Source organism: Psychrobacter sp. UBA6739 (assembly GCF_002453835.1).
Taxonomy (GTDB): domain Bacteria; phylum Pseudomonadota; class Gammaproteobacteria; order Pseudomonadales; family Moraxellaceae; genus Psychrobacter; species Psychrobacter immobilis_A.
In genome coordinates this window covers 1-14,116 of record NZ_DKHR01000042.1, presented here as the reverse complement: position 1 = coordinate 14,116, position 14,116 = coordinate 1, and the positions used below count along the sequence as shown (strand labels likewise).

The 14,116-nt window shown below is 43.9% G+C and carries 15 protein-coding genes; 10 read left to right on the top strand and 5 right to left on the bottom strand.

The window, feature by feature from the left end; translation table 11 throughout:
* Positions 1-127: 127 nt before the first annotated feature.
* On the bottom strand, positions 128-427 hold the full coding sequence (locus B2575_RS09580) for a hypothetical protein (RefSeq protein WP_201605842.1): 300 nt from the start codon (positions 425-427) through the stop codon (positions 128-130).
* A 285-nt stretch (positions 428-712) separates the two neighbouring features.
* Between B2575_RS09580 and B2575_RS09575 the strand changes: the two genes are divergently transcribed.
* Both B2575_RS09575 and B2575_RS09570 read left to right on the top strand, forming a co-directional pair.
* Positions 713-1,366, top strand: coding sequence for a LysE family translocator (locus tag B2575_RS09575; protein WP_201605841.1), 654 nt, complete (start codon positions 713-715; stop codon positions 1,364-1,366).
* Positions 1,367-1,398: 32 nt separating this feature from the next.
* Entirely contained in the window at positions 1,399-1,857 is a 459-nt protein-coding gene (locus B2575_RS09570; RefSeq protein WP_045452356.1) for a hypothetical protein, read from the top strand.
* A 113-nt stretch (positions 1,858-1,970) separates the two neighbouring features.
* On the opposite strand, the gene acnA is transcribed toward B2575_RS09570, so the two are convergent.
* Positions 1,971-4,769 carry an aconitate hydratase AcnA gene (gene acnA / locus B2575_RS09565; RefSeq protein ID WP_296241617.1) on the bottom strand — a complete coding sequence of 933 codons (2,799 nt, stop codon included), beginning with the start codon at positions 4,767-4,769 and terminating at the stop codon, positions 1,971-1,973.
* A gap of 460 nt (positions 4,770-5,229) precedes the next feature.
* On the opposite strand from acnA, the gene B2575_RS09560 reads away from it, so the two are divergent.
* Positions 5,230-5,946, top strand: a complete 717-nt coding sequence (locus B2575_RS09560) for a metal-dependent hydrolase (RefSeq protein WP_296241615.1) — start codon at positions 5,230-5,232, stop codon at positions 5,944-5,946.
* A 45-nt stretch (positions 5,947-5,991) separates the two neighbouring features.
* The gene (locus B2575_RS09555; RefSeq protein WP_296241613.1) at positions 5,992-6,579 is read left to right on the top strand and encodes a YchJ family protein; all 588 of its coding nucleotides are present in this window, start codon (positions 5,992-5,994) and stop codon (positions 6,577-6,579) included.
* Between the two features lie 34 nt (positions 6,580-6,613).
* Here the strand turns inward: B2575_RS09555 and B2575_RS09550 are convergent, their stop codons facing one another.
* From B2575_RS09550 to B2575_RS09540, 3 genes are read right to left on the bottom strand one after another with little or no spacing between them, the layout of a single operon-like run.
* The gene (locus B2575_RS09550) at positions 6,614-7,522 is read right to left on the bottom strand and encodes a class II glutamine amidotransferase (protein ID WP_296241611.1); all 909 of its coding nucleotides are present in this window, start codon (positions 7,520-7,522) and stop codon (positions 6,614-6,616) included.
* Entirely contained in the window at positions 7,523-7,834 is a 312-nt protein-coding gene (locus B2575_RS09545; RefSeq protein WP_055125389.1) for a hypothetical protein, read from the bottom strand.
* A 50-nt stretch (positions 7,835-7,884) separates the two neighbouring features.
* Positions 7,885-9,132: a homoserine kinase gene (locus B2575_RS09540; protein WP_296241607.1), complete on the bottom strand. Its 1,248-nt coding sequence runs from the start codon at positions 9,130-9,132 to the stop codon at positions 7,885-7,887.
* Positions 9,133-9,320: 188 nt separating this feature from the next.
* Here B2575_RS09540 and hisF point away from each other — a divergent pair, with 188 nt between their 5' ends.
* From hisF to B2575_RS09510, 6 genes are all read left to right on the top strand, one after another.
* The gene (gene hisF / locus B2575_RS09535; protein ID WP_296241605.1) at positions 9,321-10,103 is read left to right on the top strand and encodes an imidazole glycerol phosphate synthase subunit HisF; all 783 of its coding nucleotides are present in this window, start codon (positions 9,321-9,323) and stop codon (positions 10,101-10,103) included.
* A 176-nt stretch (positions 10,104-10,279) separates the two neighbouring features.
* A complete protein-coding gene (gene ribE / locus B2575_RS09530) occupies positions 10,280-10,801 on the top strand; it encodes a 6,7-dimethyl-8-ribityllumazine synthase (RefSeq protein WP_045445783.1) in 522 nt (173 codons plus the stop codon).
* A 221-nt stretch (positions 10,802-11,022) separates the two neighbouring features.
* Positions 11,023-11,895, top strand: a complete 873-nt coding sequence (nusB, locus tag B2575_RS09525) for a transcription antitermination factor NusB (RefSeq protein WP_296241602.1) — start codon at positions 11,023-11,025, stop codon at positions 11,893-11,895.
* Between the two features lie 2 nt (positions 11,896-11,897).
* Complete coding sequence (gene thiL / locus B2575_RS09520) at positions 11,898-12,938, top strand: thiamine-phosphate kinase (RefSeq protein WP_296241600.1); 1,041 nt, start codon at positions 11,898-11,900, stop codon at positions 12,936-12,938.
* Between the two features lie 3 nt (positions 12,939-12,941).
* Positions 12,942-13,520 carry a phosphatidylglycerophosphatase A family protein gene (locus B2575_RS09515; protein ID WP_087813675.1) on the top strand — a complete coding sequence of 193 codons (579 nt, stop codon included), beginning with the start codon at positions 12,942-12,944 and terminating at the stop codon, positions 13,518-13,520.
* A gap of 257 nt (positions 13,521-13,777) precedes the next feature.
* Positions 13,778-14,116: NTP transferase domain-containing protein (locus B2575_RS09510; protein WP_296241599.1), on the top strand; the 339-nt coding region annotated here is incomplete at its 3' end.

The window sequence follows — 14,116 nt, the reverse complement described above, 5'->3', positions numbered from 1 at the left end:
GCATCAGGTTAGACTAATAAGCGAACAATAAAAAAGCCCAGTCATCATACGGTGACTGGGCTTTTTTATGTCTATTGGTTTTGTTATATCCAGTTCATTATGGTTTGGATAAGCTGAAATTAATATATCAACGATCATAACAAGAGACAAACTCTCTAATCGCCCAGCCCCAATGCCTGTATTCGCCCTTGTAATAGCCTTCTAAATATACCCACGGACGGTTTTTATTATCGTAAGTGGTATCTGTGACATACACCTCGCGATCATTACGCAGCTGATTAATAACCTTGCCATTAGGTTCATCACGAATATTTAATGGAGTACCCGTCGGATCTGTTACTTTGCAAACTCTCTCGGCATGCGCGGCATTTATCCCAACAGTCGTGGCCAAAACAGATACAGCAATGGTATAAGCCAAACGTTTCATCTCAAATCCTCATTATCAACAAATGTCTTATTAATCTCTGATATCTTATCAGAGTTCACATTGCGGTATCTGCGATTTTATAAGATATTTACGTTTTATTGATTTCGATAAAGACTGAAGCCATAACCATGCTGAATAGTTTTTAATATCAGTATTTATTGAATGATTTATTCTATTGCCAACCCGTAAGATCCTCGCTACCATCAATCCTATAAGGATTTTATAGAATGTATAAATACTTTATAACGTACAAATTTTTAGGCTTAACACAAGGACGTTTTAACCATGTTCGGGATTGAGAACTATCTAGGGTTTATCATGGCAGCTATTTTGTTAAACCTGACCCCAGGCACGGACAGCATGTACATCATTACCCGTAGTATTTCGCAGGGGCAAACGGCAGGGTTTTATTCTGTGTTGGGTATTACTTCAGGCATTTTGGTGCATACGCTACTGGCTTCGCTAGGATTGTCCGTGTTGCTGGCTAACTCCCCTACGGCATTTATGCTCGTAAAATATATTGGTGCCAGCTATTTGTGCTATCTAGGCGTCAAAATGCTCATAAGTCAACAACAGCCTTTGATAGCCGCGAGTTTGCAGGATGACGAGAAGCCAAAGCCCGTTCAGCCTTTAGATCACTGGCAAATATATAAGCAAGGCGTGCTCACCAATACCTTTAATCCAAAAGTTGCATTATTCTTTTTGGCGTTCTTCCCTCAGTTTATCGATGCCAGTTATGCTTATAGCATGGTGTCGTTCGTCATTTTAGGACTGACCTTTGCTGTCACTGGCTTTATATGGTGCTTATGCTTAGCATTATTGGCGTCAAAATTCAGTGAAAACCTGAGAAAAAAGCCCTCTATCGAAGCCATTTTAAACAAGATAAGTGGTGTGGTATTTATTGGCTTGGGAATTAGGCTGTTGACTGAGAAGAGTTGAAACCATTGGAATAAATAGCAGAGGAAATAATAATGAACGATGATACTAAGCAAAAAATTACTTTATTACTTGAAGAGTTAATTAATACTCCATGCTCAGAGTCAAGGCAGGTAGCAATAAAGCGTGAACTAGACAAACTGTCTCCTGACCCATTTTGGAGTGACTATATATTCTGGAGTGATGAATATGTAAACGAAGACTTAAGTATCAATTATGAGAAATTTTTTGATAAAATTTCTGAGTATCCAAATTCTCATGAGTATAAAACAAAAAGTCGCATTTTAGAGCTAGCACAAAAACTTGTTATTAGAGATTTCTCTGAAATTAGTGAAGTTGATATCGTAAATGAAATCAATGAACTGTCTCCTGATATCAGCTGGACTAATTATCTTTTTGTTGATAAGACCTGCTTAAACAATGACGGCAGTATCAATAAAGAAGCATTCTTAAATAAAATATTTAAGGAGAGCTGGAATGAAAACTTTAGATAATTCATTGGAATAGATTTGCAGATACGTGTTTCCTTTTTCCCAGATAATAAAAAAACCCAATCCCCTAGTTCGACTGGGAATGGGCTTTTTATCATATTAAGCTTAATTAACCACTAACCTGCGTCTTTGCTCTCAGCAGCCAATTGACGTAGTACATAGTGCAACACGCCACCATGACGCACGTATTCGCGCTCTTTTGGCGTCTGTAGCATAACATTGACATCAAAGCTCTCAGACGAACCATCGGCACGTGTAGCCGTAACTTTGGCGGTATTGCTCTCGCCATTATCTAGACCTGTAATACTAAGTACTTCAGAGCCGTCTAGATTATAAGTTTCTGCATTTTCACCGTTTTTAAAGGTCAATGGCAACACACCCATACCGACGAGGTTTGAGCGGTGAATACGCTCAAACGAGCTGGTCAATACTGCTTTTACGCCAAGCAAAATCGTACCCTTCGCTGCCCAGTCACGGCTAGAGCCAGAACCATATTCTGCGCCGCCAAGTACCACGAGCGGACGCTTGTCTTCTTTGTACTTCATAGCCGCATCATAGATGGCCATTTCTTCGCCGTCTTGAAGCGTGGCGCTATCGCCTTTGAAGTAATAAGTATAGCCGCCCTCTTTGCCAGCCATCATGGTATTTTTGATACGGATATTGGCAAAGGTACCGCGCGTCATGACCGCATCATTACCACGGCGTGAGCCATAGCTATTGAAGTCGGCTTGCATCACACCGCGCTCTTGCAAGTACTTACCTGCTGGCGAATCTGGATCGATATTACCCGCTGGCGAGATATGGTCAGTGGTGATTGAGTCACCGAATAGACCTAAGATGCGTGCGCCTTCGATATCAGGAATACCTTCTGGCTCCATGGTCATACCATCAAAGAACGGCGGGTTTTTGATATAAGTCGATTCTTCGCTCCACGGATACAGCTGGCTATCGGCTGAGCTAATGGCGTTCCATGCAGCACTACCGTCAAATACTTCGCCGTAGTTTTTACGGAACATATCCGCATCGATATTATTAGCTATCAGCTCGTTAATTTCTTCTGACGTTGGCCAGATGTCTTTTAGGAATACATCTTTGCCATCTTGATCTTGTCCTAGCGGTTGGGTGGTCAAGTCGATGTCAACTGTACCTGCCAGCGCATAAGCGACCACCAATGGTGGTGACGCCAAATAGCTCGCTTTCACATGTGAGTGAATACGACCTTCAAAGTTACGGTTACCCGATAATACAGCAGCGGCGACCAAATCTTTTTCTTCAATGCCTTTTTCAATCGATTCTAAAAGCGGTCCTGAGTTACCGATACACGTGGTACAACCATAACCCACTAAATAGAAGCCTGTTTTTTCAAGCTCGTCCATTAGCTTAGATTTTTCAAGATAATCGGTGACGACTTTCGAACCGGGTGCCAATGAGGTTTTGACCCAAGGCTTGGCTTTTAGACCTTTTGCAGCGGCTTTTTTCGCCACCAAGCCCGCGCCAATCATCACCGCAGGGTTTGAGGTATTGGTACATGAGGTAATCGCTGCGATAACGACAGAACCATCACGCAATTTATGGCTCTTATCATCGATATTGACGTCAGAGAAAACATTAGGCTTAGCATAGAGTCTATCCGCTTGCTCTTGCTCGCCGCCTTCTTCATCAAAGCGTACCTTGCCTTCGACTTCTGACTTGCGGTCTTTGGTCATTTTTTCTAAAGTTTCGCCAAATTTTTCGTGCATATCAGATAGATTGATACGCTGCTGTGGCAAGTTCGGACCGGCAAGTGCAGGCTGTACTGATGATAAATCTAGCTCTAATTTACTTGAATAAGTCGCTGCTGGCGTATCGGCATCGTGCCATAAGCCTTGCGCCTTGGCATACTTTTCGACCAATTCAATCTGACTTTCTTCACGACCTGATAGACGCAGATAATCAATCGCCATTTGGTCAATCGGGAAAATACCACAGGTTGCCCCATATTCTGGCGACATATTGGCAATTGTTGCCCTATCAGCAAGCGGCATACTATGTAAACCTTCGCCATAAAATTCAACGAATTTACCAACCACACCATGCGCACGTAGCATTTCAACCACACGCAATACCAAATCCGTCGCAGTAACGCCTTCGGTCAATTTACCTTTTAGCTCAAAGCCGACCACTTGTGGAATCAGCATCGATGACGGTTGACCGAGCATTGCTGCTTCCGCTTCAATACCGCCGACACCCCAACCAAGCACGCCAATACCGTTAATCATCGTCGTATGGCTGTCCGTACCAAATACCGTATCAGGATAAGCCGTCAGCTCACTTTTACCATCAACATTGACATCAGCAGCCATTACAACACGAGCTAAGTATTCAAGGTTAACTTGATGCACAATACCCGTCGCTGGTGGTACGACCACAAAGTTTTTAAACGCATTACGACCCCAATGCAAGAACTCGTAACGCTCATTGTTACGTTTAAATTCAATTTTTTCGTTCAAGTCTAGTGCATCTTCTCGGCCATAAGCATCGACTTGTACAGAGTGATCGACAACCAATTCACTCGGGATAAATGGGTTAATTTGCTCAGCTTTACCGCCAAGCTCAACCACGGCATCACGCATGGCTGCCAAATCGACCACTGACGGCACACCAGTGAAATCCTGCAAGACTACACGGGCTGGCATAAAGGCGATCTCTTTTGACGCTTCTGCGCCAGCGTCCCAGTTGGCGACGGCTTCGATATGGTTTTTGCCGACAGATTGACCATCATCTTCATTACGTAATAGGTTTTCTAAGACGATTTTCATACAAAATGGCAATTTGCTGATGTGCTCAAAAGTTTCGGTCAGCTTTGGCAAACTGTAATAGGCATGTTCCTTGCCATCGACCGTAATGGTGTCTTTTACATTAAAAATATCACTCATGATAGCTTCCTTATCGTTGTTATAGATCCTAAGCCCAAACGGTTATAGGTTTATGCTGAGGATTGGTGGCTAGATAGATGATTGTACGAGTTGTATTCAAAATCGTTATTATTTGACACAATACAATATAAAGTTGAGTTAACAAAATAGCTAAGCGACTCTTTAGCACTTAACAATAACGCTCTTTTACCATAACAAAACGGCGGCGCTTTGTTAACGTCTAGACGTTGTCAAATCGTGGCATAATCGTAAACGTAACAAGGGTTTAACGTTCTATTATTAAATATCAATATATTTCCCAAAGAAATATTAGAATCAAAGGTAGTGGGTAAACCAGTCGCAGCATACGAGCCTTATCCGTTAGACGTTTGGCTGCGCTATGCTATTATGGTGCGCTTTTTTACCGCTAGGCAAACGCCTCGAAACAATCGTTTCGCGCGCTACTTATTGATGAGTTTTTATGGCAAATTTTAACACCCACCTGAATGTTGCATTCATGGTCAGTGGTACGCTCAGTTTGACGGTTTATAAAGCGGGATTGATTGATGACTCGGGGTTTTTAGTTTGCGTGGCGCTCGGCACCATCGGTGGGCTGCTGCCTGATTTGGATTCTGATAACTCCACACCGATTAAACTTGGTTTCAATATCACCTCATTTATTTTTGCCTTTGGTTTGGTCATGCATTGGCGCAGTGAACTGAGTTTGCTCGCCCTGATTGCATTATGGCTAGCAGGCTACGGCTTTATGCGTTATGTGGTTTTCTCTATTTTTACCAACATGACCGTGCATCGCGGTATCATTCACTCTGTACCTTATATGGCAATTTTGGGTTTGGGGCTGACTTATTTAAGCTACTACGTCTTGCACCTCCCATTAACGGCAAGCTGGTTTTACGGTTTATTTTTATTCGGTGGCGCACTAGTGCATTTAACATTGGACGAGCTATATAGTGTTAATTTATCCAATATGAAAATGAAGCGCTCATCAGGTACAGCGATGAAGTTTTATCAGCCTAAAGATAAGTGGTGGTATTTATTGCTATATACACTGCTCGCCATGTTGGTTTATTTTGTCCCACCGTTTGATGCATTTTGGCAGCAGCTGCGTGACCCAGCACCATGGGCACAGCTAAAAGTTGGCATATTGCCAGAACTGATAAAAAGCATGCTGCGATAAAGATACGGTAAAGCAGTAAAACCCAAACGAAAATGAGAATAAAACATGCAATCTAATCTACACGTTTGCCCTTGCCAAATTCATCCATCATCAAGCGCTATCAGCTCACCACTACTTTATAAAGATTGCTGTCAGCCTTATCATGAGGCTGTTTATAATGATGCTGTTTATAATGGTGAGGTTGACAAAGCAGAGGGTATAAAAGCGGAGACAGCCGAACGTCTCATGCGTACGCGCTATAGTGCCTTTGTGTTGATTAAGACAGACTATATCGTCAAGACCACTCTAACCGCGCAGCAAGACTTGCTAGATATCAAGGCGATTGAATCGTGGGCAAAAGAGACGAATTGGGCAGGATTAGAAATCGTAGCGCACACGCCAAAGCTAGGCAAACGCCATGCGCAAGTTGAGTTTAAGGCTTATTTCAAGCCAACTAATAATGCAAGTACTTTAGAAGAGAAAGTGCAGGCGCATCATGAATTGTCTGCCTTTGTGAAGGTGACAGACAAAATCAATAATGAGGCGCGTTGGTACTTTTTAGATCCGACTGTTTCAATGTCTGTGACGCAAAAGCAGCCGTGTATTTGTGGTTCAGGTGAGAAGTTTAAGCGGTGTTGCGGCGCTTATATCTAACTGATATTTAGTCAATATTAAATATTGCTCGACCCTAAACACTCGCCCCAACCGACCGCGCTACCGCAATCCCTTCCTCAATCGTCAAAAACTTCCGCTGACTTGGGCTGTCTTTATAAATAACATCACCATCTTGAAATATCAGACATTCATTGACGGCTAACTGTTGCCATTTTTCATTTTCAGTGAGCGGAACAGTGACTAAGATGGTAACTTTATCCGTGTCTGTAGTGACATCACCAAAGTTAATCGCTAAATCATCATCTGCCAATTTCGCCTCGCCAAATGGTGCTTGACGCGTGAGATAAAACAATAAACTCCCCGCATAAGCCAATTGCCAGCTACCATTTGATATCAAGCAATTAAACAACCCATTGGCGGATAAATAACGACATTGAGTGGTCAAAAAGTTAAACAGCGTTTGGTCATCAGGGCGAGTTTTAAAGCTACTTTTTAAACGATTAACAAGGTAGCAAAAAGCCATCTCAGAATCGGTATTACCGACTGGCTGGCAATGTGAGGCGTTGCCGTTGTCTTGCAAGCGCTGACAGCGTTTGATAAATTCGCTATTCATCTGACCGTTATGCGCAAACACCCACTGCTCACCCCAGACTTCGCGGACAAAAGGATGGGTATTCGCCAAGCAATTTTGCCCTTGGGTCGCTTTACGAATATGAGCGATAACATTCATGGCTTTGATTGGATAGTTATTAACCAAATCAGCCACGGGCGATAAATGGCTTGGTTTATTATCGTGGAACAAACGCAAACCAGTTGAAGCATTCTCTGGTTTGTCACTATTAGTGCACTCACTACGCTCAAAAAATGCAATGCCAAAGCCGTCTTCGTGGCTATCGGTCATGCCACCGCGGCGACGAAACCCTGCAAAGCTAAAACCAATATCGGTTGGGGTATTACAGTTCATTCCTAGGAGTTGACACATTTATACTTCACCGCCGTTATTGTCGTCTTGTGCAGGATTTAAGGTAGGGTTAATTTTGGCGGCTGACGTTTCATCAAACACCTCATAAGGCGTTGCCCCATCAGTGTCAATATTCGCCAAAATGCGTTTGGCGTGCGCTAAATCAATATCCTGTACCCACAGCACAATCCCAGAATTCATACCCGGCATTGCGCTCAGCGGTTGCAGAGACACCGTAATACCATTGTTACGAAGCAGATTGGCATGCAGTTCACCTTGCATATTGGTGTCGTAGCGTGCCAGTTTGTGCCAGTTATCAACTTGATCGGTCATGATAAATTCCTTTTAGATATTTATAAATATAACTCGTTGCGATCATTCTATTAGCAACCGAAACCTTGTGACCAATTAATTTGATTTAACGGATAAGCATCAATATGGAAACCGTTTGGATAATCTTTAAAGCCAGATTGTGATTTTAATTGCTCAATAGCAGCTTGTGCTTGTTGCTCAGTCGCAAACACACCGATTATCTTAAAATCTTCGACATCGTTATTTTTATCATCTTCTTTATAACGCGCATGCTCTAGTACAAACACGGTACTTTGCGCTTTTTCTACATGTGACCAATGATAAGCAGCAAGGCGTTTCATCAGGTCAGGATTTTTGACCATGATGTTATCGCCCGTACGACCTTCGGTACGGTTATAGTGAATAACGTTTAAACGCAATAGCCAAAAAATCACCGCCGCTTTTGCGAGCATCACTGGTAAGGCACGTTTTTCATCTTCACCGAGCATGCGTTTCGACTCATAGCCTTGTAAGAAAGCCGCCATTTTACTGCGGTCAAAATTCACCGACTCACCTTGCTCAGCATCGCCCCACGTGGTACAAAAATCATTAATCGTAATGGCAATATCCATCACATAATGTTCGACGCTAACTTCGGTAAAGTCTAGCAATCCTGTTAAACGCGCTGCGCCTTTTTGGCTATTATTCAACGATAAGTCCCATAAAGTATTATCAGCAAACATATCTAAATGACATAAGCCTTTTGGCAAAGTGGCAAGCGGCAAATCGGTATAAGACTGCCAAATATCACTCATCAATTTGGCTTCGTCAGCTGGCATAAACTGCCTTTCACGGTCGCGCACATCACTCCATAGATATAAAGGCACGCCATATTCTTCCGCAGGTTGTAGTGCTTGCAATGTCTCATGCAGCATCGCTAAAGCAGCACCAATTTCATGACACATCGCTTGCGTCGTCTGCTGTGGATGCGAGCCTGCTAGGCATGGCACTAAGGTAATTGCTTTATTGTCATAGCGTATGACATAGCCTTTTTCTGCGCTATCAGCGCCTAAATCAAGCAATGATAACGGCGCAGCGACCGGTAACTTACCGTCCAGTTGATTTAAGATGACCGCCATCTTTTCGATGTCTTCTGGTGGACGCTCTTCAAATAAGGTAAATACATAAGAGTGTGCGCCATCTACATCGTCAGTCGTCTGAATAAACCAGTTAGAGTTTTTGATACCTTGGGTAATCGGAATGGCACGCGCAAAAGACACGCCAAAACGGTGGCAAAAATCGGCAAACTGGTCATCGGTTAACTGGGTATAGACGGACATGACATCTCACTTATGGCAATTAAAAGAAGGTAAATAGGATAAATATCGACGGTAATGACAGTGATTGTACCGTGCATGAGCAAACTTTGGTTAAAAGCATAATAATCTTGCGAAAACCTGCCTGAGATGGCGGTGATTTTGCTAGACTAGCGCTTATAGAATGAATTGATTATAAGGCGAAAGTCCCTATGTTAGCAAAGCGTATCATTCCTTGTTTGGACGTTGATAATGGTCGTGTGGTCAAAGGCGTACAATTTGTCGATATTAAAGACGCAGGCGATCCTGTCGAAGTAGCGAAACGCTACAACGAACAAGGCGCTGACGAAATTACTTTTTTGGACATTACTGCGACCAATGACGAGCGCGATACCACCTACCATACGGTCGAGCGTATGGCGGAAACGGTATTTGTGCCATTAACTGTCGGCGGCGGTGTGCGTAAAATCGCTGATATCCGTAACTTACTCAATGCAGGTGCGGATAAAGTAGCTATCAATTCTGCGGCGGTATTTACGCCTGAGTTCGTTGGCGAAGCGGCGCAGAAATTTGGTAATCAATGTATCGTCGTGGCTATCGATGCCAAACGCGTTGCAGACATTGATGTTCATGGCATCATCATGCCGCGTTGGGAGATCTTTACCCACGGTGGTCGTAAACCAACGGGGATTGATGCGGTGGCTTGGGCGAGCAAAATGGCTGAGCTTGGCGCTGGTGAATTACTGGTCACCTCGATGGATGGTGATGGCACCAAAAAAGGCTATGATCTGGCATTAATGAAGCAAATCACTAACCGCGTCAATGTGCCTGTTATTGCTTCAGGCGGCGTCGGCAATTTGCAACATTTAGCCGAAGGGGTGCTGGAAGGCGGCGTCGATGCCGTCCTTGCTGCCAGCATCTTCCATTTTGGTGAGTATACGGTTCAAGAAGCCAAAGCTTATATGGCAGCGCAAGGCATACAAATGCGTCTATAGTACGCTCGTAAAGTACAAATAAAACAGAAAAAAATGTTATCATAGCGCTAACCACTTATTTTCGTTCATTTAACTGATTATCTAACGGATAATAAGCCATTTGAACCTAGCGATATATTTAGCGCATTATTTATGCCTACATTTTAATTAAAAGCCCATTCGGCAAAGGATTTTTTATGTCAAATCTACAACAGCAGCGCAATGACGTGACTCATATCGATGGTAATTTACATCAAAACAAAGACGTTCGTATTGGTATCGTCGTCGGTCGTTTTAATGGTTTTGTGGTTGAATCATTGGTAGATGGCGCAATTGATGCGCTACTACGTCACGGTGTATTGGGTAGCAACATCACCGTAATCCGTGTACCTGGTGCTTTTGAATTGCCATTGGTTGCCCAACGTGCCGCTGAGTCTGATCGCTTTGACGCCATCGTTGCTTTAGGTGCGATTATCCGTGGTAGCACGCCGCATTTTGATTTCGTTGCAAGCGAATCTGCAAAAGGCTTAAGCGCGGTAGCTATGGACTACAATATCCCAGTTGCCAATGGCGTACTGACGACTGACAGCATTGAGCAAGCGATTGAGCGTGCGGGTACTAAAGCGGGTAACAAAGGCTCAGAAGCGGCAATGGTTGTACTAGAAATGCTTGCGGTACTATCACAATTAGATATTGAAGATGACAGTGAAGATGCTTAATCAAGCCGTCATTTGATAGGCTGTTTGTTATTTAATGAGCGCTGTGGTTCTTATGAGCTTTCGTTTTTATCGAGACCACAGCGTCAGTGTTACAAAGACTGTCACCAAGTACACTACAAAACTCGACTGGCAAAGCCTGCCAGCTAACTACTATTTAACATTTTATTTTAAAACTTTTATCTTAAAAACTTTTTATCTTAGCAACTAGGTATAGACCCCCTATGACTGACCAACTCAAGCGCGCTATCAGCGCTGCGAAAACCGCCCAAACCAATGATAAACAAGCTGAAGCCACGCGCATCGCGAGCAGCAGTGCGGGTGATCAAATCTTCGATATGAGTGAGTCTTCTTACAAGACCAGTCACACCGCTATCCGTAAAGCGCGACGCTTTGCGATGCAAGGTCTATACGAATGGCTCGTCACTGACCGCCGCTTCGATATCGATGGTAAGCTTGGCTGGAAAGACAATGCCCCACACGATATCGCTGCTCGTACCCGCGCGACCAATGCCATGCATACCGTACATATTGGCTATTATCATGAAATGATGCGTGACATCCCAGAGCAGATCGAGGCGCTAGATATCCTTATCTCTCAGCATCTTGACCGTGAAATCGATAAATTGGACACCGTTGAACACGCCATTTTATTGATTGGTGCTTACGAGCTACAAAACCGCTTAGAAATTCCTTATAAAGTGGTACTTGACGAAGCGATGAAGCTGAATAATCACTTTGGCGCTACTGACGCGCATAAATTGATTAATGCCGTCCTTGATAAAATGGCTGTAGAGCTACGTGCTATTGAAGTAGAAGCAGATAGCAAAGCCAATTTACGCACCTCACAAAAAGCGGCTGCTAAACCTATAATAAAAGCGGATAGCAATGCTGACGATAACGCCGATATAGAAGATAGTGCTGATACAGCTGCCATTGAAGAAAAATCAACCGCTTCAAACAAGCCTCGTATTAGTGCCAATAATGCTACCGTCAAACGCAATAGTGCTAGTAAAGCTACTGCCAATATTAGTGACTTTAAAGCGAGCAAAAAAGCGATTGAAACAGACCGCACTGATGCAGACAGCAAAGACTAATTATGAATGAGTTTGAGCTGATTGAGCGTATATTCTCCCAAATGCAAGCTGCGCAGTCATTGTCTAGCATTGTCGACAAAGGCAGTGTTGAAAAAGGCATTGGTGATGATGCCGCGGTGATGAGCTTGCCTGCAGGCGCGCGCTTGGTCAGCTGTATTGATACGCTGGTTCAAGGTCGACATTTTAGCGCTGACTGGGAGCAAGTAAATAAGCTGGCATTTACCATCGGTTATAAATCCGTGGCAGTGAACGTCTCAGATATTGCCGCTATGGGTGCAACTCCGCATAGTATTCTACTGGCGTTAGCTTTGCCTGAGCGCTTGGCAAATGAGCACTGGTTAAGTGAATTTGCTAAAGGCTTATTTCATGCTTGCCAGCTATTTGGGGTGACGCTTATTGGTGGTGATACCACGCGCAGCGACAATTTAGTTCTGAGTGTCAGCGCACAAGGGTTACTCACCAAAGAGACGCCAGCCGTCTACCGTTCAGGCGCGCAAGTTGGCGATAAAATCTATGTCTCAGGGTCGCTTGGCGATGCCGCTTATGCGCTACAGCATCCTGATACTGCTGTCGGTATTGAGCTTGCGCATCGTCTACATATGCCAACGCCACGTATTGCACTGGGTGCAGCATTGGCAAAACTTGGTGCGACTGCGATGATAGATATCTCTGATGGTCTGTATCAAGACATTGGACATATCTGCCAACAAAGCAGCGTTAGTATGCGCATTCATCTTGATCAGCTACCTACTAGCAACGCATTGGCAAACGCTGAGTTGACCGAGCGCTTGTTGTGCCAGCTGACTGGCGGTGATGATTATGAATTGGCTTTTACTTTGCCTGCTCATATTGAACCACCTGTTAATGACAGTAGCAACACGCCTGTTACCTGTATCGGCGAAGTCATAACCGTAAACGAGCCAGATGCTACCAAAAATTTACGACCAGAGCTTTTTTATCAAGGACAGCCAATCACACCTACCCATCCCGCCCCCTTTACTACTTGGCCCAATCTGACGGGTTACCAACATTTTGCAGGTTAACCCATGATTGATCACAACCTATCTAAGCCTGATATCCGCAAAGCCAATGATTGCCCGCCGCTACCCGCCAATGCCAATATGCTTGACCGCGTAGTTTATTGGCTTGGATTAGGTTTGGGTAGTGGTCTGCCTCGCCGTGCACCCGGTACTTGGGGCACGGTTGGTGGCTTAATCGTCGCGATACCATTGCTAAGCTTAGGATTCGTGCCATTTTTGATTATTACCATTCTCTCTTGTGTGATTGGTAGTTGGATATGCGGTCGTACCTCAGAGCTAATGGGTGGTCATGATAACCCGCATATCGTCTGGGATGAATGGGCAGGCATGTGGCTTACCCTACTGCCGCTATCTTATATGGGTATCGCTGACGGCAATTTTTGGCAAAATATCGCCCAAACCTCTTCTATTGTTGCCATTATTATCGCCTTTATATTGTTCCGCTTTTTTGACATTATTAAGCCACCACCGATTGGCTGGGCAGATAAAAAAGTCGCGGGCGGCCTAGGTATCATGCTTGATGACATCATCGCAGGTATCATGGCAGCAGCCGTTTGGATCATTATTTATACCACCATCCTTTAATTGTTAAATTAGCCTCGCTTTTATATAAGCGACGGTCTTTCATAACCGATTGTCGTTTATAGTCCATCGTTTTTTTGACTCGTCCACTTTTTTAGTAATGCGTTTGTGACGATAGCCAATTTATCAGCAAGCCACCAGTAAATGGTAAGCCCATGACAAGCAACGTAAGTTACAAAGATGTCACGACATAGCGTTTTAGTTAAATGACGGTTTGCGTTATAATTTGAAATTATATTTTGTTACATTTGTAGGCTATTATGACAACTCCTCTCTCGGTAATCATCCTCGCTGCTGGCAAAGGCACGCGTATGCAGTCGGCTAAGCCAAAAGTGCTACAGACATTGGCTGGTAAGTCGTTATTGAGCCATGTATTAGATACTTGCCATCAGCTGACGGTTGACGAGACCATTATCGTTCATGGTTTTGGTGGTGAACAAGTCCAGTCCGAGATAACTGAGCAGTATGCGCATGCTTCGATTACTTGGGTCGCCCAAACTGAGCAGTTAGGAACAGGACATGCGGTCAAAGTGACGCTGTCTGATTTACCAAAAGAAGGGCAAAGTCTGATTCTTTATGGTGATGTGCCATTGGTCAGC

What these genes read in the sequence shown, in the direction of transcription:
- B2575_RS09550 (WP_296241611.1), bottom strand. Translation starts at nt 7,522, where the DNA reads ATGTGTCAACTCCTAGGAATGAACTGTAATACCCCAACCGATATTGGT.
- B2575_RS09560 (WP_296241615.1), top strand. Translation starts at nt 5,230, where the DNA reads ATGGCAAATTTTAACACCCACCTGAATGTTGCATTCATGGTCAGTGGT.
- B2575_RS09555 (WP_296241613.1), top strand. Translation starts at nt 5,992, where the DNA reads ATGCAATCTAATCTACACGTTTGCCCTTGCCAAATTCATCCATCATCA.
- acnA (WP_296241617.1), bottom strand. Translation starts at nt 4,769, where the DNA reads ATGAGTGATATTTTTAATGTAAAAGACACCATTACGGTCGATGGCAAG.
- B2575_RS09580 (WP_201605842.1), bottom strand. Translation starts at nt 427, where the DNA reads ATGAAACGTTTGGCTTATACCATTGCTGTATCTGTTTTGGCCACGACT.
- B2575_RS09570 (WP_045452356.1), top strand. Translation starts at nt 1,399, where the DNA reads ATGAACGATGATACTAAGCAAAAAATTACTTTATTACTTGAAGAGTTA.
- B2575_RS09515 (WP_087813675.1), top strand. Translation starts at nt 12,942, where the DNA reads ATGATTGATCACAACCTATCTAAGCCTGATATCCGCAAAGCCAATGAT.
- ribE (WP_045445783.1), top strand. Translation starts at nt 10,280, where the DNA reads ATGTCAAATCTACAACAGCAGCGCAATGACGTGACTCATATCGATGGT.
- B2575_RS09545 (WP_055125389.1), bottom strand. Translation starts at nt 7,834, where the DNA reads ATGACCGATCAAGTTGATAACTGGCACAAACTGGCACGCTACGACACC.
- nusB (WP_296241602.1), top strand. Translation starts at nt 11,023, where the DNA reads ATGACTGACCAACTCAAGCGCGCTATCAGCGCTGCGAAAACCGCCCAA.
- B2575_RS09575 (WP_201605841.1), top strand. Translation starts at nt 713, where the DNA reads ATGTTCGGGATTGAGAACTATCTAGGGTTTATCATGGCAGCTATTTTG.
- thiL (WP_296241600.1), top strand. Translation starts at nt 11,898, where the DNA reads ATGAATGAGTTTGAGCTGATTGAGCGTATATTCTCCCAAATGCAAGCT.
- hisF (WP_296241605.1), top strand. Translation starts at nt 9,321, where the DNA reads ATGTTAGCAAAGCGTATCATTCCTTGTTTGGACGTTGATAATGGTCGT.
- B2575_RS09540 (WP_296241607.1), bottom strand. Translation starts at nt 9,132, where the DNA reads ATGTCCGTCTATACCCAGTTAACCGATGACCAGTTTGCCGATTTTTGC.